This window comes from Parabacteroides sp. AF39-10AC (assembly GCF_003635405.1).
Lineage (GTDB): Bacteria > Bacteroidota > Bacteroidia > Bacteroidales > Tannerellaceae > Parabacteroides > Parabacteroides distasonis.
In genome coordinates this window covers 61,129-82,833 of sequence record NZ_QTLP01000009.1, presented here as the reverse complement: position 1 = coordinate 82,833, position 21,705 = coordinate 61,129, and the positions used below count along the sequence as shown (strand labels likewise).

Annotated in this window: 13 protein-coding genes; 12 read left to right on the top strand and 1 reads right to left on the bottom strand. The window is 40.7% G+C overall.

Annotation, left to right across the window (positions count from 1 at the left end; translation table 11 throughout):
- The first annotated feature begins 156 nt into the window (after positions 1-156).
- The 8 genes from DW033_RS10175 (at position 157) to DW033_RS10140 (ending at position 12,895) form a co-directional block, all read left to right on the top strand.
- Entirely contained in the window at positions 157-1,242 is a 1,086-nt protein-coding gene (locus DW033_RS10175) for a DUF4221 family protein (protein WP_005863556.1), read from the top strand.
- Positions 1,226-2,314, top strand: a complete 1,089-nt coding sequence (locus DW033_RS10170; RefSeq protein WP_229103443.1) for a BF3164 family lipoprotein — start codon at positions 1,226-1,228, stop codon at positions 2,312-2,314. The genes DW033_RS10175 and DW033_RS10170 overlap by 17 nt, the downstream gene beginning before the upstream one ends.
- Before the next feature lie 18 nt (positions 2,315-2,332).
- Complete coding sequence (locus tag DW033_RS10165; protein ID WP_005863552.1) at positions 2,333-4,366, top strand: transglutaminase domain-containing protein; 2,034 nt, start codon at positions 2,333-2,335, stop codon at positions 4,364-4,366.
- Between the two features lie 75 nt (positions 4,367-4,441).
- The gene (locus DW033_RS10160) at positions 4,442-5,446 is read left to right on the top strand and encodes a FecR family protein (protein ID WP_048926992.1); all 1,005 of its coding nucleotides are present in this window, start codon (positions 4,442-4,444) and stop codon (positions 5,444-5,446) included.
- Between the two features lie 224 nt (positions 5,447-5,670).
- Positions 5,671-9,234, top strand: coding sequence for a TonB-dependent receptor (locus DW033_RS10155; RefSeq protein WP_121960707.1), 3,564 nt, complete (start codon positions 5,671-5,673; stop codon positions 9,232-9,234).
- A gap of 20 nt (positions 9,235-9,254) precedes the next feature.
- Complete coding sequence (locus DW033_RS10150; protein ID WP_005863546.1) at positions 9,255-11,084, top strand: RagB/SusD family nutrient uptake outer membrane protein; 1,830 nt, start codon at positions 9,255-9,257, stop codon at positions 11,082-11,084.
- Between the two features lie 13 nt (positions 11,085-11,097).
- Entirely contained in the window at positions 11,098-11,940 is an 843-nt protein-coding gene (locus DW033_RS10145; protein ID WP_005863544.1) for an endonuclease/exonuclease/phosphatase family protein, read from the top strand.
- A gap of 37 nt (positions 11,941-11,977) precedes the next feature.
- Positions 11,978-12,895 (top strand): endonuclease/exonuclease/phosphatase family protein, encoded by a 918-nt coding sequence (locus tag DW033_RS10140; protein ID WP_005863542.1) that lies wholly within the window; start codon positions 11,978-11,980, stop codon positions 12,893-12,895.
- A 74-nt stretch (positions 12,896-12,969) separates the two neighbouring features.
- Here the strand turns inward: DW033_RS10140 and DW033_RS10135 are convergent, their stop codons facing one another.
- Positions 12,970-14,352 (bottom strand): hypothetical protein, encoded by a 1,383-nt coding sequence (locus tag DW033_RS10135; protein WP_048926993.1) that lies wholly within the window; start codon positions 14,350-14,352, stop codon positions 12,970-12,972.
- A 437-nt stretch (positions 14,353-14,789) separates the two neighbouring features.
- Between DW033_RS10135 and DW033_RS10130 the strand changes: the two genes are divergently transcribed.
- From DW033_RS10130 to DW033_RS10115, 4 genes are all read left to right on the top strand, one after another.
- Entirely contained in the window at positions 14,790-15,332 is a 543-nt protein-coding gene (locus DW033_RS10130; protein ID WP_005863538.1) for an RNA polymerase sigma factor, read from the top strand.
- Positions 15,333-15,407: 75 nt separating this feature from the next.
- Positions 15,408-16,391, top strand: coding sequence for a FecR family protein (locus DW033_RS10125; RefSeq protein ID WP_048926994.1), 984 nt, complete (start codon positions 15,408-15,410; stop codon positions 16,389-16,391).
- Positions 16,392-16,534: 143 nt separating this feature from the next.
- On the top strand, positions 16,535-19,975 hold the full coding sequence (locus DW033_RS10120) for a TonB-dependent receptor (RefSeq protein WP_122382736.1): 3,441 nt from the start codon (positions 16,535-16,537) through the stop codon (positions 19,973-19,975).
- Between the two features lie 18 nt (positions 19,976-19,993).
- Positions 19,994-21,658 (top strand): RagB/SusD family nutrient uptake outer membrane protein, encoded by a 1,665-nt coding sequence (locus DW033_RS10115; RefSeq protein ID WP_005863532.1) that lies wholly within the window; start codon positions 19,994-19,996, stop codon positions 21,656-21,658.
- Positions 21,659-21,705 lie beyond the last annotated feature (47 nt).

The window sequence follows — 21,705 nt, the reverse complement described above, 5'->3', positions numbered from 1 at the left end:
TAATAAAATAACTTTGTTTTTATCTATATAATTCGTTGTAGAACCTAATTATTACGATTGAAACTTATCTCAAATACTTATAAAATTAAAAGATATTATTTGCTAATAATATTATCAAGCTTAATTGCTCTTTTGTCTTGTGAAAAAATAAATTATATGTATTACTTGGAAAAGGATAGTAATATGACATTTGATTTGAATTATGATGTAGAACCATATATTAAAGCTCTATTTCCTTATACAGATAAAGATGGACATCAATATATTAGTTTTCAAAATGGTTTCAAAAATCAGATTGTTTTTTATGATATACAGACAAAAGAAATGGCCTTCAAAATAGATCTTGATATAGAGGGAGATAATGGAGTTGGTTTTTTCTTAGGGTATTATATTGACAGTCTAGATAGTATTTATCTGACGAGTTTACAGCTCCCGGAAATATATAGTGTAAATAAAGAGGGGAAAATAAATAAAAAAATTTATTATGGAAAATCAAAAGATGGAAATGTTTTAAACGCATGTAACTCTTTGTCGTTTAGTTATCACCCTATACTTAAATTTAATAATAATCTTTTTGTATTGTCGGAGTGTAATCGATGGAAATATCCCAACCCTGTATCTGCAATGATTGATCTAAATACAGGGAATGTACAAGAACTTCCATTTGAATATCCCCGATTTAGTGGTGCAGATAATAAAAAAAAGAATGCTGGTGTAGAATTGTATTTTAGTAGATGTTTTAATGGTGATAAATTTATCTATTCTTTTTTCTATGAAGAAGATATATTTATAACTTCTATAGATCACAATATTGTTGAAAGAGTGAATGTAAAAAGTAATTATATTGATAGGGTTGTGATGCCGAATGATTATAATGGAACATTAAAATCTATGTGTGAAAATCCAAATTATGGTAACTTATTATATGATAAATACCGTGATGTGTATTATAGAGTTTGCTATTTGAAAACAGAGATAGATAATAGAGAAAACTATATGGAATTGTGGGATTTTGGAAGAAAGATATTTTCTATTATAATTCTAGATAAAAACTTTAATATAATAGGTGAGACTGTTTTTCCTGAATATACATATAATCCAAATCTGATGTATATTGATGAAAAAGGATTGTATATTTCTGAAAATCATTATAAAAATCCAAATTATGATGATGATAAACTGATATTTAGACTATTTAGGCTATGTAAAAGCAAAGAGAAGTATAATGATTCAGCTGTTTGAAAAGAATAATATGAAGAAATATATATTAATTATAATTTTTATTTTTATACACTTTGCCTCTTGTCAACAGAACGAAATAGATCCCAAAGAGTACTTTCTACAAGTCGTTAATATAAAAGCAAATCAACTCAATGCGGATACTTATAAGTTAAGTTCGTTTGGGAGGATGATGCTATTTGAGAGTGAGAAATGTCTAATCAAAGAGAATTATTTAGGTGATTCTCTTTTGGATAAAATATATTATACAAAAGACAGTATTCTATCTTTTTCCCAAACAGGAGAAGGCCCAGATGAAAACATCATGCCTCGTTTGATGCAAAAGAAAGATAAATCAAATGTGATTATATTGGATATACAAAAGAAACAAATTATAACCAAAAGTTTATCTAAAAGTATTTCTTCTATTGTGAATTTGGAATATATGTTTCTCTCTGCTATTCAAACAAAGCATGGGTATGTCGTTTCTGGACTCCTTGATAAAGAGGAAACAAATACTAAGAGATATGCTTTGTTTGATTGTGCAGGTAAATATGTGAAGTCTTTTGGCGATTTTCCAAATGATGGGAACGATAGTGGAGGTAAAAGTAAAACATTTGCCTATCAAGGCTATATGGTTTATAATTCAGTATTAGATAGATTGGCTACGGTTGCGGCCTCTGGCGCTATCTTTGAACTATATCAGATAGATACGATTCCAATGCTCATAAAACGTTATCACGATATTTATCCTATATACATTGATGATAGTAGATCTGGCAGGAACGGCATAAAGCATGGCAAAGAGAATGTAATCGGTTATACGGATATATATGCGACTGATCGTTATATTTATACTTTATATTCAGGGAAAAAGTTGAATCAGCATACTAATACAAGAATGTTAGATACTATGTTAAGTAATGACATTTTAGTATATGATTGGAGTGGAAAATGTATTTGTCGATTAGTTACTGATATAAAACTATTCAATATTTGTGTGACAAACGATGATAAAGAACTAATAGTCTTGGGCTGGGATGATGATTATCATCTGTATTCTTTTGATCTATCAAAGGTTACATTTACATGGTAGTAAAAAAGCATTTTAGCTATGATAGTAAGATACTTTTTTTTCTTTATTATTTTAACTTTTTATGCTTGTTCTTCGAATGAAAATGTTCTATTGGAATTAGCGTTGGATAACTCCGGAGAAAATAGATCGGAGTTAGAAGCTGTTCTAGATCATTATAAGGATAATCAGAAGAAACAGGAAGCTGCCCGCTTTCTAATAAGTAATATGATAGGGAAGCAAGTATTAGATAGTAACTCGGTGAAAGGAAACCATGTGTATTTCGATGCTTTCGCTAATTATAGAGAGACATACGGTTCCTTTTTATATGATATCCAATACGCTATATATGATAGTATAAACAAATTGTATTCTTATACAAAAGTAAATCCTCGCTTTTTATCTGATTTGAAAGAATTGTCTTCTGATTATCTTATACATCATATAGATCAGTGTTTTCAAAATAAAGAGCGATATCCTTGGTGTAAGAATATGGACTGGGATATTTTCTTTGATTATGTACTCCCTTACACTACAGATAATTGTCATTGGGAACATGCTGGGAGTTATTTTGATCGAAAATATGCTTCACTACGAGATTCTATGTATATGTGTTCGTATGAAGAAATTGGTAAAGCTATATCGGATGAGGTAGAGCAGGGCTTTCTCAATGAATGGATAATCTTTACCGGTAAATATCAAGGATTGCGCCCTATGACTTTCCAAAATATAGTAGCCACTCAAATGGGAACTTGTTTAGAAAAGTCTACATATAAAATTGCTGCATTGAGGGCGAATGGTATACCTGCTGCATTAAATATGGTTCCCTGTTGGGGAAATTCACAATATCCTCATTCATGGGTCGAGATTATAGGGAGTAAGCAATTCGGCATGATATATGATAATACACAAAGACCTTTCCTTACTAAGGATGACATTAAGATAGACGGGATGTTTTGGAGAGATGTCTATCAATCTAAAATTGATATGTTTCCGTCGACTATTACTATTCAATATTGTAGGACTGCTCCTAAAGTCTATAGGTATAACTATCGGATACAACCCCACTCGCTCGCTATCTTGTCTAAAGAAGAAATACCTCCTTTATTCAAAAATCCGGGGATTCAAGATATCACGGACCAGTATGTCGTATGCGAAGATATAGAGGTACCACTTTGGAATGAGAAACATCCCAAAGAATATGTCTATTTATGTTGCTATGATATTATTGGTTGGAATCCAGTGTGTTGGGGGCGACCGGAAGGTTCCAAGGTACGTTTTCCTAAAATGGGGGTTAACATGCTCTATCTTCCCGCTTATTATAATGATGGAGAGATACGACCTGCTGGAGATGCGTTTATTCTGACTCGTGAAGGTAAATTACGTAAGTTATTACCAGATTTTGAAAAAGCGGAAAGTTCTGCTACATTCTATTCAAAAGTTCCATATAGAATGAATACGGCGCTTCAAGCCGCAGGAACGATAGGAACCCGCTTTTATGTTTGTAACAAGAAAGATCTTTCGGATCGTTCTTTGATATATTCTATTGAAAATCCTCCCTTTTATGTGGATAGTTTCCGTATATCTGTTTCCCAAAAATATCGTTATTTGATCTGTGATTTTCAAGAAACACAGCCATTGGGCTATTTTTACGCTATAGCGGAAATAAAAGTATTTGGAGGCGATGGCCAGCAGTTTTCCGGAGAGTGGGGTGGAAATGAAGGGACTAAAGGACATGGTCTCGATTTGGTGACAGATCAGGACCGAGTGTCTTATTATCAACCAGATCAATTTCAAAAAGATCAATTTGTTGTTCTAGATCTAGGCGAACCTAAACAGATAGCGAAGGTGGAATTTTATCCGAGGAATGATGATAATAAGATCGTAACGGGAGAATTATATGAACTCTTCTATTGGGACAAAAAGTGGATATCATTAGGTAAACAGTATGCCGAAGACAATAAATTAATTTATCAAAATATTCCACGGGAATCTATTTTTCGTATTCATAACCATACACGAGGAAAAGAACATCGCCCGTTTACTTATGAAGGCGGAAAACAAGTGTGGTATTAATTTGTGTTAAATCAAGGCTTTCTTGATTTTTCCGTGTAAGGGTAAAGTTCTTTTTCGGGATATACTTATTACACGATGAGAAAAATGCATACACATATCGAATTATTGGATCGCTTCATGAGTGGTAAGACTTCACCGGAAGAAGAGCGAACTCTTTTGGCGTGGTTTAGAGATCCCGATCATAAGGAAGAGATCATGGCTTTTTATAAGTCTAGATGGGAAGAATCTTCCGGGAAAAAGCTTCCTCCTAAGCTACAAGGACAGATGTTTTGTGAGATTAAAAAGCGGATGAGACAAGAGAAAAAAACTCTGGAGATAAAGAAGAAACCGCATACCTTATGGAAGTGGCTTTCTTATGCGGCGGTGGCTTTAATATGTATAGGCCTTGGAATTGGCTCCCATTGGTATAATATGAGACAGGTTCCACCACCTGATCCATTGGATTATGTGGTGTTGGCAGATAATGGGCAACGTGCTAGCGTGGTTCTTCCTGATGGGACGAAAGTATGGTTAAATTCGCATACTAAACTTAATTATAAGAGTGATTATGGCGTGAAAGAAAGATCAGTTTCTTTATCTGGTGAGGCTTATTTTGAAGTTTCGAAAGATACATTGCGCCGTTTCTTGGTAAATGCGGGGGATATGGAAGTCGAGGCGCTAGGCACAGCTTTTAATGTGAAGGCGTATGAGGAAGATGACGAGGTGGTTACGACCTTGTTTGAAGGCAGTGTACGAACAGCGGTTGGAAAAGAGTTTGTGATTCTGTCTCCGGATGAGAGTGCGGTTTTTAATAAGTCTAGTCATATATTATCTGTTAATCACCCGACAAATGCTTCTTATGCCCGTCTTTGGCGTACGAATGAACTGGCCTTCTCTGGCGAGTCGTTGGAGGAGATTGCGGTATTGATGAATCGAATGTATAATGTTGAAGTTCGTTTTTTGTCCAATAAGATTAAAGGCTACAGTTTCTCGGGGGTGATCCGGAATAATAGTCTGGATAATGTATTTGAAATAATAAGCCTTACGGCTCCGATTACGTATGTGTCGGTAGGTGATACTATTTATTTAAATGAGAAATAGAAAGTTGAGTGTTAACCTAATAAAGAAGAAGCCTATGAGATGAGCTAGATGATTGTAGTAAAAAAAGAAGAAAGGCAAGGCCCTTCTTCCTCTTAAGCAAAATCACTTGTATATAATATCTTCAAGGAAATAACTAGCCGGTTATAAATAAGATAGAATATGTAAATGATTTGCTTGTAAAGTTACCTGTTTAAAATCTATGTATTATTAAAAAATTTTTAAAAATGAGTAATTTCAAGCACTCTTTTTTCCGGACACTTTTGTATGCCCAATTATTGTCGGGCTTTTCCGGAGTTGCGATTGCCGCCCAGATATCGTTGTCGGTAAAGGATAGACCGATGCGGGAGGTTATTAAAGAATTAGAGGAAACGACTGAATATCGTTTTTTCTATAATGATGGGATCAAAGGTCTGAATTCTCCGATCTCTGTTGACGTGGAAGATGCGGATATTAATGCTGTAATGGATGCGATAGCAAAGCAAGCGAATGTGGCTTATGTATTGAAATCGGGTCATCAGATCGTTTTATCATCGGTAAAAACTGTTCAGCAACAAGGTAATAAGAAAGTTACCGGTACGATTACAGACCCGAAAGGGGAACCAATCATCGGGGCGAATGTGGTCGTGAAAGGATCTACCAATGGTACCATCACGGATATAGATGGTCATTTCTCTATTGAGGTAACTCCGAATGCGATACTTCAGGTTTCTTATATTGGTTATGTGGCTCAAGATGTTCCGGTAGGCAATAAAGATAATTTGGTTATATCTATTCATGAGGACACGCAGAAGCTGGATGAGGTAGTCGTGGTGGGTTATGGTTCCCAGAAAAAAGTGAATTTGACTGGTGCGGTAGAGCAAGTGACTAGTGATGTATTCGAGGGGCGTCCTACGGCTAACGCTACTCAGATGTTAGAAGGAGTTGTCCCGAACTTGAATATTTCCTTGTCTGATGGTAAACCGGGGCGTACGGCGGATTTTAACGTACGTGGTGCCGGTTCTATCAATGGGGGTAGTGCTTTGGTGTTGATTGATGGTGTGGAAGGAGACCCTTCTATGTTAAATCCGAATGATATTGAGAGTATTTCCGTATTGAAGGATGCTGCCGCTTCCGCTATTTATGGCGCACGTGCTCCATTTGGCGTGGTTTTGATCACGACGAAGAACGCTACGGAAGGTAAGCCGAAGGTGACATGGTCTTCTAGCTATTCATTACAATCACCACAGAATGTGCCGGATGTAGTTTCCGATGGTTATATTTGGGCAAAGCATTTTTATGACGCTTATTTTAATTACAATCAAGCGAATCCTTCTGGTATCAACAAGACACAGCAATTTTCCGTGGCTTGGCTGGACGAGTATAAGCGCCGTCATGAGACGGGCGATTTCGGGACGGTGATCTCTGATGGCTCTATCGGTACAAAAGGCCGTTATGTGTATTATCCGGAAGGAACCGACTATTATGATCTGATGTATAAGAAGAGTGTCTTTGCGCAGAATCAAAATCTTTCCATCTCGGGTTCCGACGGGAAGTTTGATTATTATTTGTCAGGACGTTTCTATAGTTACGATGGACTTTTCGATAGCGATGAGCAAACGGATAAGTTCAAGACCTATAATATGCGCTTCAAAGGAGGTTATCAGTTGACTCCTTGGTTGAAGATCAGCAATAACTTTGAGTTTTCCCATAATAAATACTACAATCCGATTACCTATTCGGAAGGTTCTGGTGTGGTATGGAGAAATATTGCGGACGAGGGACACCCGTCATCGCCACTGTTCAACCCTGATGGTACGATGACTTATTCTGCCGTCTATACCGTAGGCGATTTGCTTTATGGACGTAGCGGTATTACGACAAAGAACTCCAACTTGAAGAATACTACGACATTCAATGCGAAGTTCTTGGGTGACCGTTTGCGTGTGAATGGTGATTTTACTTATCAACAGAAGACGCAAGAGAAGACTAAGAAACAGGTGCGTTCGCCATATGCGCGGTCGGCCGATGCGAATGGCGAAAGTAAGATCGAATATATCACGGGTACTTACTCCAACTTGGCGGAGACAACTGATCATACGAACTATCTAGCTACGAACCTTTTCGCGGAGTTTGAGGAAACCTTTGCCGAGAAACATTATTTTAAGGCTATGGCTGGATGGAATTACGAGAAATCTAGCTTCAAACGTATCTATGCTTATAATGATGACCTGTTGACGGATGACGTGGACAACATGAATCTGGTGATGGGTACTGATAACCGGAGCATTACCTCACAATGGAAGGCTTATCAGTTTGGTGGCGCTTTCTTCCGTTTGAATTATGCCTTTGACGATCGCTACCTATTGGAGGTAAACGGACGTTACGATGGTTCCTCCCGCTTCCCGAGTGATGAGCGTTGGGCTTTCTTCCCCTCGGCTTCCGTGGGTTGGCGAATCTCGCAAGAACCTTGGTGGAATGTTAAGTCCGAACATATCTCTAACGCTAAGGTCCGGTTTTCTTGGGGCTCTTTGGGCAATGCGGCCGGATTGAGTAATTATCAGTATATCCAGACATTGGGTATCAGCAAGTCTGATTATATTCTTGACGGTTTGCGGCAGAATTATATGTCATCTCCGGCGGCTCTTCCCGGCAACTTGACGTGGGAAACCGCCACGACGTATGATATCGGAGTGGATTTGGGATTCTTCGACAATCGTTTGACCGTGAGCGGAGATTATTATATCCGTAAAACAACCGACATGATCGTGAATGGCCCGACCGTACCGGATGTGTTCGGTGCTTCCTCGCCGAAAGGTAATTATGCGGATATGTCTACCTATGGTTATGAGTTGTCTTTGGAATGGAAAGATGGATTTGATTTAGCTGGTAAGCGGTTTAATTATAGTATCAAGGGAACATTGGCGGATTACTATTCAGTGATCGACAAGTTTAATAACGCGAATATGTCATTGAGCGAGTACGCAAATCAGTCGCTCGACAAGAATTATTACGAGGGAATGCGTATCGGTGAGATTTGGGGGTTTGTATCCAATGGCTTGTGGCAGGATCAAGCTGGCATCGATGCGGCTGAGGCCGCTGCGAAAGCTGCGGGGCAATCCTATTATAACCCACTTATGCAAACATCGAAAACCTATAAGTTGTATCCGGGCGATATTAAGTTCGAAGACTTGAATGGCAACGGCTATATTGACCGCGGACAGAATACGGTAGATGATCCGGGCGACCGTAAGATCATTGGTAACGAGGAGCCTCGTTATATTTATAGTTTTACGCTCTCTGCCGATTGGAACAATATCTGGGTAAGTGCTTTCTTCCAAGGGGTGGGTAAGCAAGATTGGTATCCGTCTAATGAAGCCTCTACGTTCTGGGGGCAGTACAATCGTCCGTATAACCAGATGCCCTCTTGGCATGTGGACAACTATTGGACTCCAGAGAATCCGGATGCTTTCTTGCCTCGTTACACGGGTTACTATGCGCCTTTCTATGGAGGTCATAAGAACGCCAACACGCGCTATTTGATGAATGCGGCCTATCTACGCTTGAAGAACATACAGGTTGGCTATAATTTGCCATCAGAATGGATTAAGAAGTTGCATTTGACAAATGTAGGAATTTATCTTTCCGGGGAAAATCTCTTTACATGGTCTCCGCTTTACAAGTATTCCAAGGATGTCAATGTATCGAATATCGGTGAATCGGATAAGGACTTGACTTCCAGCAACAGTGGTGATGGATATAATTACCCGATGATGAAATCGTTCAGCATCGGCCTGAATGTTACATTTTAAAGAATAGGAGATTATACGAAATGAAAAAGAATATATTATTAAGCGGTCTGGTGGCACTTTTGGCTATATTTTCGGGGTGCGAGATGAATGAGGAACCAAAGTCGGAGGCTTCTGTGGATATGGTGTTTAGCTCCGAGAATGGTTTGAAGACGTATACGTACTCATTTTACAATGTCTTGCCTTCCCGAGGAAGCGCTTTCCGGCGTGATGCTACGGCAGATTATGGGGTGAAAAATTCCTTGGGTGGTATGGAGGTTGGCGCTTATACTACGAATAGCGCGACGAGTTGGTCATGGTCCGCTCTTCGTAATATAAATTTCTTTTTGGAGAATAACGTGAATGAGTCACTAAGCACGACTATCCGTGACAATTATAATGGTATCGCACGCTTGTTCCGTGCTCGCTTCTATTTTGATAAATTGGTACAATATGGCGAGGTACCTTGGATTGATAAGGTATTTAACGAGGCTGAAGACCCGGATCTTTATAACCCGCGTGATACACGTGATGTGATTATCGGGCATATCTTGGAGGATTTGGATTATGCGTATACGAATATATTGGAAGAGGATGTCACGCATAATTCAACGATCGTAAATAAATGGACAGCTGCCGCTTTCAAATCTCGTGTTTGCTTGTTTGAGGCTGCTTGGCGTAAATACCATGCCGCTGACCAATTGGATATCGCTCGTACGGGATGTACGGAATATTCGGCCAAAGATTTATATAAACTAGCGGCTGAGGCGGCTAAGGAAGTTATGGATAACGGACCGTACAAACTTTATACTTCAGGTGCTTATAGCGATGGCCGTGGAGCGTATCGCGAACTTTTCATTGCCGATAAGGCCGTTACCACGGAGGTAATGATGGCTATCGAGACTGACAAGGTGTTAGGACTGGGTGAGCAGAATTGGTGGTATAATTCCTCTACTTACGGACCACACTTATGCATGAGCCGTAAATTTATGCTGTCATACTTGAATGCGGATGGTACGCCTTATGTCGAGAAAAAAGCGGATGGAAGCTATAAGAATTTCGTGGAGGAGACAACAGGACGTGATACCCGCTTGAACCAGACGATCCGGGGAGCGGATTATACCCGTAAGAATGCTTCTGGTGTTTATGAGCCGACGGCAGCTAATTTCACGGGACATACATTGACGGGATATCAGTTTACGAAGTTTGCCATGGATGACGTGGCTTACGATGATGCGGCTACGAATGATAATGACATTCCTATCATGCGCTATGCTGAGGTTTTGTTGAACTATGCTGAGGCTAAGGCTGAATTAGGCGAACTGACTGATGCGGATTGGGCGGCTACGATAGGTGCGCTTCGTTCTCGTGCGGGAATTACGGGAGGCACACCACAGACAGGTACATTGACAACCCGTCCGTCATCTGCGGAACCTTATATCGCTTCTTATTACCCGACGATCTCTGATCCTTCCTTGTTGGAGATCCGTCGCGAACGTGGTATTGAACTTTGTCTGGAAGGCTTGCGCCTAAATGATTTGAAACGTTGGAATTGTTGCGATCTTTGGGTGAACGATCCTTGGGAAGGTATCTTTATCCCGTCACTTAACCAACCGCTGGATGTGAATGGCGATGGTAATTATGACGCCTATTTCTATGATACGGACAAAATCGCTGATGAGAAATATGCTGCGATTGGTGTCTATGTAGGTACAAATAAGAGTAATGTGCTAAACGTGAAGCCGGTTCAAGGTGGTTATTTGATGGAGTATAATTATGCTGGACGGAGCTGGCCGACTCGTCAGTACTTGTATCCGATACCGGAGGTTGTAATCCAGTTCAATACGAATCTAAGCCAGAATCCGGGTTGGTAATCAAGGGGGTATCATGAGAAACTTAATTATAGTGTTTATCTCTTTATTTACTTTCTGCATAGGGATATCCGGACAACAGAAGTGTAAACTGAACGTGGGTAGTTTTAATCTGCGGTATGATAATGAGGGGGATAAGGATGATTCATGGGCACACCGCAAAGACATGGCGGTATCTTTGGTTCATTTCCATGACTTTGATGTCTTTGGAATCCAGGAAGGACTGATTCACCAAGTGAAGGATTTGGTGAAAGATGGTACGTATACGTTTGTTGGTGTAGGTCGGGATGACGGAAAAGAGGCAGGGGAACATGCCGCGGTCTTATTTAAGAAAGATCGGTTTAAATTATTGGACTCGGGAAATTACTGGTTGTCGGAGACACAGGATAAGCCTTCTTTTGGCTGGGATGCGCAATGCCGGAGGGTTTGTTCTTGGGCGAAGTTGAAGGATAAGGTTTCGGGAAAGGAATTTTATTTCTTTAGTGTGCATTTCGATCATATCGGTAAAGTGGCCCGTCATGAGTCTGCTTTGATTATGTTGGCTAATATTAAAAAGATAGCGGGGGATTCCCCTGCTATCTGTGTAGGTGATTTCAATGGTACGCCGGATTCTGAGCCTATACAAATATTGAAATCCGATGGTTTACTGTTGGATTCACGGGAAATCTCAAAAACACCACCCTATGGAACGGTAGGAACGACAAATCAATTTAATTTGAATGCTCCGATGAAGAATCGAATTGACTACATTTTCGTTACCAAGAATATTCACGTGAATAAATATGGTACGTTGAATGAGTTCCAATACGGTCATTACCCTTCAGACCATTTCCCGATTATGATTGAGGCTGAATTTTGAGTTTAAGGATTAGGATGTTAAAAATAATTATAAAGGTATGAAGAAGCTAATTTATTCTTTCTTATTTCTCCTTTGCTCCGTGTTTGCGTTGCAGGCGGAGTCTATGGTAGTTGCCACTTATAATTTGCGTAACGCGAATGCGGGTGACTCGACGAATGGTAATGGCTGGGGGCAACGGTATCCGTATATCGCCCAGTTGATTCAGTTTCACGGTTTTGATATTTTCGGAACTCAAGAAGGCAAGTACCAGCAATTGCAAGACCTTAAAAATGCGATGCCCGGTTATGATTATATCGGGGTAGGGCGTGATGATGGTAAACAAGCCGGGGAACACTCTGCCATATTTTATCGTAAGGAGAAGTTTGAGGTACTGGATCATGGGGACTTTTGGTTGTCTACGATAACCGATCGCCCCAATAAGGGATGGGATGCCGTTCTTCCCCGTATTTGCACATGGGGTAAATTTCGGGATAAACAAACCGGCTTTACTTTCTTGTTCTTTAACTTACATATGGATCATATTGGCGTACAGGCCCGTGCGGAAAGCGCGAAACTTATCCTTAAGAAGTTGAAAGAATTTCCGGAGAAGCTACCGGCGATTCTAACAGGTGATTTTAATGTGGATCAACATAATGAATCCTACTTATTACTGGACAATTCCGGTATTATGCGGGATTCTTATCAGATAGCGGATTTCCGGTATGTACCCAACGGCACGTTTAATGCCTTCCATGCGGATCGCAAAACAGACAGTCGTATCGATCATTTATTCCTTACGAAAGAGTTTGATGTGAAAAAGTACGGAGTCTTGACGGATACGTATCGTTCGGAAGCAAAAGAAAGCGCTCAAAAGGAACAGGATGCGAACTTCCCTAAAGAAGTTTCCATGCAGAAGTATGTCGCTCGTACGCCATCTGATCATTTTCCTGTAATGGTTGTGGTAGAAGTAGAATAGAAAAACTTTAAGAAAAATAGAGGCGATCGCTAGAGGTCGCCTCCTATTCTGTAGAAATATTATAGAGGTTCTATTTACTCATTCTTTTTATAATAATTACCCATAAAAGAATTAATTGTATCAGAATAACAATTACCTGTTTCTTTGGATGTATGGGGTCTTGTTGGATCGATTCCTCCCTTAAACTGATCGAAATAAGTATATCTTATTTTCGTATAATCCGTAAATGCTTGTTCGGGAGAGGTATTAAAATGTCCATGCATAAAAAATTCCCAAGTATCGTCTACACCCGCATAATTCTTTTTGGCAAACCCTTCTATCGTTATATAATCCGAATTGTCTTGGGAGATAATGGTAGCGTAATGATGAGCGGTACTATCTTTCACTGTAAAATTCAACATGCTAGATTTACTTTGACTTTCGTATCGGCCAAACAGAGAGGCAACCATATCGCACCCTCTGGGCATTTTAACCTCTTCAGAGTGGGTTTGTTCGTAAAGAAATGCCTCTCTGGTACATAGACCTAAGGTATCAATTGAGATACGACTCTTTATTTGTCGTAATTTCGATATAAGGGAATCTATATTATTTACAATCGGACCATACATCTCGTGGACATCATCCCTTTCACTATTATTATCAAAGACGGTAGGTATATAGGAAGAGGGCGACAAGGCTACTTCCAGATCAGACTTCAATGTGGTTAAATTTTCGATCAAGGTATCATAACTTCCAGTTACAGGCTTTTTACCTCTTTCTGGGTAGAGCCAAGAGGAAAGTTTAATGTGAATTTCTTTATACATTTCATAGACAGAAGTAAATTGACTCTGTTCGACCGGCCATTTAAATTGCAACTGAACAAAGAACTTCCTTAAATTCTCACTGCTTTTTCTTATCTCGTTCACCTCTTGATAGAGCGAATTAAATTCTTCATTATATCCACCTGTAACATCATTAAGATTTGAAAAACTTGAAATTAACTTTTTACTCGAAAAATCATGTTCCTTTTTCCATTTCGGTTCTACCCGGATATACTCTTTTGTACGGTATGTTGAATTGAGTCTTGTAAATTGTCTTTTTTCCTTTGGCACAAACTCAATCATAGCACCTTCCTTTTGCATAATAGTATTAAAATCTAATACATACAATTCGTGATTTGGATATTCCAAGCCGCAAATAGCTTGGCCAGAATTGGAAATATTATAAATTTTCCCACCTTCCGTGAAGGTAGCATATCGTTGAATGGGTACAAAATTATTGACTGATGGTATTTTTAGCTCGTCTTTTATTTTAGTTCCTGGACTGTTATTATTTATTTGACATTGAATAGCCTTCCTCTCAAGCAACTTATCATGAGAAGACTGTAATATTTCACACAAAGATGCTTGCTTGGAATTACCAACATGACCAACAAGGGTATGCGGTGTTCTCTGTTTTCTTTCAGCATATGTTTTCATGACAACTTAGATTTTAAACTATTCGTAGATAAAATCGGAGATTGCGTTCTGTTTTTTCCAAAAATAATAATTTTGCAGGAAAATAAATATTAAAATAACCAATCGAATAATAATTTTTCTACATTTGCGTTACAGGAGATTTGAGGAAAGACACGATTGATCCCTTGTAAAATATATTTCTGAGATCTATTACAACTGAGTCTCGGCAAGACTATGGCTAACAAAAAGAAGAACGAAGATATAAAGCGAACAGAATCAGTTTGTAATCGAGGTTTAAAAAGATGCTTAGTTGATAGATCTGAGATTTCATAAAAAGGAGGAATAGATTATAAATATATATGGTTGAGTGATTTACGGTTTATCAACAAAACCATAGTCTTGCCGAAACTCATTTACCTGTAAAGACGATTGCGAATATTCATGATAATAAAGATTGTATGCAGGAAATTCATGCCGATAAGGTTTTAATGATAGCGATCGGAAATAATGATTATATCAGTTATAATAAACTGTTTGATCGTTATTACGGGCGTCTTTGTCAGTATGTGTATAGTCTATTGATGGATAGAAATGATGCGGAGGATGTTGTTCAAGAGCTTTTCTTGAATTTATGGAAAAATAGGGGGAGAATAGAGATAAAGGAAAATGTATCAGGATATTTATATCGGATGGCTAAACATCTGGCCTTGAACTTTATCCGATCAAAGGTGCAGACGGGAAGTTTATCAGAGAATCAAGACTTATTACTTCTATCCTATGAGGATAATCAACTGGAAACAGAAGAGTTTAGGATCGCTCTTTATGATTGTATAGACCATTTGCCGGATCGGAGCAGAGAAGTGTTACTTCTTCACAGGGTAAAAGGATTGAAGCAGAAAGAAATATCGGAGAAACTATCTATATCCGTGAAAACAATTAAAAATCTAATATGGATGTCTTTACAGAAGTTGAAGGAATGTCTGGAGATGAAGGAGGTATAAAATAATGAGAAAATTTTCAAGGTTCGTATAGGACCTTTTTTTATTTGTGGTGTCATTTAAATAAAGACTAGACTCATGGAGAAGAAAAAGCAAATAGGAGAACACATCGTTGACCATTTATCGGAGAGGATGAATGAAGAGATCGTGGATCCGGTTCTGGATGAATGGTTGGCTGAGGATGAGTCTAATCAAGAAGATTTTAAACGGTATAAAGAGATCTGGAAAGAAACAGGCTCTTATCTGGAGCAAGAAACTTTTAATGCTCAATACGCATGGGATAAGATCGATCGTATCAATAAGGAGAGAGATAATAAGCGGAAACGCTTGGTGAATATCGGATATATCATTTCAGGAGTGGCGGCTACTTTATTGCTTGTCCTCGGGTTTTCGAAAATGGGAGTATTTGATAAACAGCCGGAAATGCTGGTTCGAATGACCGCTGATTACGGAAGCCGATCGGAGGTGGTCTTGCCGGATGGTTCCGTTGTTAAGCTGAATTCTGGATCTGATATTACGTATTCTTATAACGCGAAGGAGAATATCAGGGAAGTGAATTTCCAAGGAGAGGGCTTCTTCGATGTCTCGAAGAACAAGATACCGTTCGTGATCAAGATGAGCAATGGATTACGCTTAAAGGTACATGGTACTTCTTTTAATTTGCAAGCGTATACGGATGAAAAAACAGTTGAAGCCTCGTTGGTGGAAGGCTGTATCGAGTTGGATCATGGGAATGATAAGTTGCTAATGAACGCCGGTGACATGGCGATTTTCGATAAGCAAACCAACAAGATGAGACCGACATCGGGCGTGTTATCTCATTCGTACAGTTGGCTGGAAGATAAACTCTATATGGATCATATGCCGCTAGCTTCCGTCTGTAAATATTTGGAGAGGAGGTACGATGTGACTATCCATCTTCAAAAGGATTTGGGGAATAGTATACATTACGATGGAGTCATACAGGAGGAAACCATAACGGATATATTGGGCGTACTATCCCGATTGAGTGATATAAGTTATAACGTGAAAGGAAAAAATATAAGTATAACCTCTAAATAAAGTCTGCCTATGAAGTAAAGAACAGGAATCGCATGAATACACATGAAAAAACGGGAAATGCTGGAACATTCCCCGTCATCTTTTTGATCATTAAAATTAGTGCTCGTAACACTAGTGTTAACAAACAATCGAATTACAAATATATGAATTTTTGGAATATAGCAAGGCCGGAAGAGTCTCCGGTCCTTAAAAAAACTTTGTCTATTATGAGATTGACGACATTATTCTCTATCGCATGTTCACTTCAGATCTCGGCCTCTGTCTATTCGCAAGAGACAAAGTTGTCTTTGGACGTTAATAACCAGACAATAAAGGAGGTTCTTTTCAAGATAGAGAAACAGTCTGGCTTCCGTTTTATCTACGAGAGCGAGAAGGTTAACCTGAATAAGAAAGTATCTGTACATGTGAAAGAGCAGACGGTGGAAACCATTTTAAAGCGTCTTTTCGCAGGGGAAGGCGTAAAGTATGAGATTACGGAGAATAATTTCATCTTGATTAATCCCTCTACAAAAAACGAGAAAGCCGCCCCTTCCTCACAAGCCGTTTTGCAAAAGAAGAATTTAGTGCAAGGTGTAGTGACCGACGAGAATGGAGAACCTATTATCGGTGCGAACGTAGTTGAGAAAGGTACTACCAACGGAACGGTTACGGACCTTGATGGAAAATTTACGATGGAGGTATCGGAAAACGGTGTCCTTCAAATCTCTTACATCGGATATGCCATGACGGAATTGCGTCCCGGCAAGGAAGCGAATTTGAACGTGAAGTTACGGGAAGATGCTTTGCAAATGGATGAGGTTGTAGTTGTCGGTTATGGTACGGTAAAAAGAGCGAACTTGGGTGGTGCCGTATCTACGGCCGACGCGAAAGCGTTTGAATCTCGTCCGATTCAGAATGCGGCTCAGGCTTTGCAGGGAGAGGTACCCGGTTTGACGATTACACGTGCCGGAGGCGCTCCGGGTTCGGACATGACCATGAAGGTTCGTGATGTCTCTTCTATCAACGGTGGTACTCCCCTTGTTTTGATTGATGGAGCGGAGGGAAACATTAATATGATCAATCCTTCCGATATCGAGAATATTTCCGTATTGAAAGATGGTACGGCCGCTATTTACGGTGCTCGTGCCTCGGATGGTGTTATTCTGGTGACAACGAAAAGTGGTAAGCGCAATCAGAAGACATCTGTTGCTTTTGATGCATATTACTCTATTGAGACTCCTGCGTTGTTAAGGAAACCGGCGAATCTATTACAACATGCGGAGATGGCCTTGGAGATCACCGATGGATCATTCACTCCAGAATACACGAGAGATCAATTGGACCTGATCCGGCAGAATAGTGATCTGGTGTTGACTGATGCGGAATGGGGGCGTTGGACCGGCTATCCGCAATTCTTCAAGGATCAAGACTGGAATGATATGCTTATTGGCAATGGTAATATGCAGAATTACAATGTCAATATCTCCGGCGGTGGAGAGAGATACTCGTATATGTTGTCTTTAGGCCATCAGCGGGAGGAAGGTATCCCTAAATTTGGTGAGGATGTGAACAAGCGTTACTTCGTACGTGCTAAATCGAGCGTCGAGATCTTCAAGAACTTGACTTACGATCTTAATTTAGCTTATGAGGCAAGCAACAGGGACTATTCCTCGGGTTTGACGGAAGGACAGAATATATGGGAACTGATTTATAAGACTCGCTCTTGGACTCCGATGTACAATCCGTCGGGAACTTTCTATACATTCGAGGGTTTCGATAATCCGGCCCAAGTATTGGAAGACGGGGGTATGGTGAATAAGACTACAGGTAATATAACGGTCAACAACCAATTACGCTGGAAAGTGATCGACGGATTACAATTGGTGGGGCAAGCCGTGATCCGTAAGTATGATCAGGATGAGAACGTGACGAACAAGAAAATCATCAATTACGATTGGGATAATAACGAGGTCCGGGAGAAACGTACGCCGAATAGCGCGGAGCGTCGTTACCAGAAAACTTTATCCAAGAACTTCACGCTCTATGCTGATTATAAAAAGAACTTCAATGACCGGCATGATTTAAGCGTGATGGTCGGTACTTCCCATGAGTCTGAGAACTATGATAGGTTCACGGCGAAGCGTATTAACTTCGACCAACAAGAAAATATGTCTTTGCAATTGGGTAGCGCTCAAGATCAAAACGCTTGGAGCGAGGGAAATCAGTGGACGATTAATTCTTTCTTCTCCAGAGTGAATTATACGTTTGCCAATAAATATGTCATCGAAGGAACGATCCGTGCGGATGGTAGTTCCCGCTTTGATCCGGATCACCGTTGGGGATGGTTCCCGGGTGTAAACGCGGCTTGGCGTGTCGGGGAAGAAGGCTTCATGAAAAGATTGGGTTGGTTCGAGGACTTGAAGGTAAGGGCTTCTTATGGAGAGATGGGTAATCAGTCTGGTATCGGATTGTATGATTATATTCAATTGATCTCTTTATCGAACGATTATTATCCTTTCGGGGCAGGCGTAAAAGGACAAATGGCTACGTCTGGAAATATTATTTCTACCTCTCGTACATGGGAGACGATCCAGACAACCAATGTGGGATTTGATTTCTCGACACTCAATAACCGTTTATATGGATCGTTCGACTACTTCTGGAAAGAGAATAAAAACATGCTTATCCCGAAGACCTATCCTTCTATGTTAGGTGCGGACGCTCCGAGCACGAACAGCGGCCATTTAAGTATTCATGGATGGGAAATCTCTCTAGGCTGGAGGGATCAGATCAAGGATTTCAGCTACTCGGTTCGCTTTAATATCAGTGACGCGAAAAACAAAGTCGTGGATCGGGTTGGAAGTAACCTGATCAAATTAGGTAATAACGAGACTCCGACCGGATATCCGTTGAATTCCTATTTCGGATATGAATTTGATGGAATCATCCAGAATGAGCAAGAATTGGAGGCGTATAAATCTCGTTTCTCGGAAGGGGGTATCCCGGGTGACTTGAGCGTAGGTGACGCTATGTACAAAGACTTGGATGGAGACGGGAAGCTATCCGTATTAGGTGATGGTAAAGAAGGCTCCGGTGACGTGAAATACTTGGGCGACAAGAACCCGCGTTATAATTTCGGCTTTAACCTGAGTATGGCTTGGAAGGGATTCGATTTGAGCGCTTTCATACAAGGAGTCGGCCGTAGGACGATGTTCTTGGAAGGGGAGAGCCGGTGCCCGATGCCAGAGGCATGGTATCAATCCGCCGAGTATTGGTATGGAAAGACTTGGACCCCGGAAAGAACGGACGCCCAGTATCCGGCGATCACGTTGAAGGATAAACGAAACTACAATTATTATGTATCTACGAACACGAAGTTTAACGTTGCGTATGCTCGTTTGAAAAACTTGCAGTTCGGTTATACGATCCCGCAGACTTTGACCTCGAAGGCCGGTTTGCAGAAGGTGCGGGTGTATTTTTCCGGCGAGGATTTATTCGAGGTACATAACACGCCAAATGGTTGGGACCCGGAGGAGAACAGCGGTAGCATTACTTCCTATCCGTTTACCCGTAATTATTCATTTGGTATAAATGTCGTATTTTAAAAATTAAAGCGAAAAGTCATGAAAAACTATCGGATAATATTGGGAAGCTTTATTGTTTCCGCTTTGTTCTTGTCAAGTTGCCAAGATATAGACCTGTTGCCAAAAGATAATATGCCGGACGAGCTATTCTGGAAAACCCCGGATGATTTCGAGAAAGAGGTCAATTGGCTCTACACACGTACCGAGACGTTCGGCACGAAGGATACGGATAGCGATATCGCCTATGAGTTGAACGAGAATACGACGAGCAACGGTACGTTGATCGCACCGAATACGGATGCCCTATGGGACTCTACTTTCATAGACCTGCGTCAGAGCAATATGATTATCGAGAAGAGCCAGACGTACGAGGGCGATCCCTCGGAGATCGAGCGGTATGTGGCTGAGGCCCGTTTCTTCCGTGCTTACTCGCATTTTCGGTTGATGGCGAAATACAACGATATCCCTATCTTGACGAAGGTGCTTACCGTAGATTCCCCGGAGTTGTATGGTTCTAGGAATAAGCAACAGGAGGTGGAAGACTTCATCTTGTCGGAACTCAACGAGGTGTATGCTAAACTACCCTTGCAGAGTGAGTTAAACTCGGATGAGGCGGGACGTGTAACCCAAGGCGCTGCCTTGGCGTTGAAAGCGAGGGTTGCCTTGTTTGCCGGGACTTGGGCGAAGTATCACCAGCACCGTTCGGACTATCAGCAGTTGTTGCAACAAGCGATCGATGCCGCTGCAAAAGTGATCGATAGTGGTGAGTATGCTTTATATGAAGGCTCTGGTGAGGAGAGCTACCGCTACTTGTTTATCAATGCGGGCGATAATTCAAAAGAGGGTATCTTCGACAGTCGGTACGAGACGGATATCCGCCACCATAGCGACGCGTGCCCTGTATATTGGGGATGGCGAGGGACGCCTACCCGTAAGCTGGCCGATATGTATTTGTGTAAGAGTACGGGATTGCCGATTGAGAACGCTAATTCCGGATTTGAGGGATATGCCACGATCAAGAGCGAATATGAGAATCGTGACCCTCGTATGAAACAGACCTTCTTGATGCCCGGAACCGACTATATCAGTCCGCAAGACGGCGCCTTGACCTGCCCGCCGCAATTTACCATACGTCCCGAGACACGTACGGGTTATAAGTTGTGGAAATATATGGCGGAGACTTCCGTTCCTTCTGACAAGGATGTATATGATTATCACATCATCCGTTATCCGGAGGTATTGCTGATATTGGCTGAGGCCACTTACGAGAAAGACGGGGCGATCAGCGATGACATCTTGAACAAGACGATCAATGTGATCCGTTCCCGGAAAGGCGTGGAGATGCCTCCTCTGACCAACGCTTTCGTGAAGAGCAATGGGTTGGATATGCGGACGGAGATCCGTCGGGAACGTACGATCGAGTTAGCGTTCGAAGGCTTCCGCAGGGATGATTTGAGACGTTGGAAGACGGCTGAGACGGAATTGATAGGTGCCATAAAAGGCATTAAGCTGAAAGGTTCGGAATACGAGAACTTGGATGTCTTGAACGAGGGAAATCCCGGTTTGACAGACGAAAATGGATTCTTGATTGTGGAACCGGCGGAGAATCGTAACTTTGTGACCCCGAAGCATTACTATTATTCCCTTCCGTTGGATGAGTTGTATCTGAACCCGAACTTGGCTCCGAACAACCCGGGGTGGTAGGGTAATGCCTTATATTCCGGTAAAAATGGCCTTGCACTGGTGTAAAA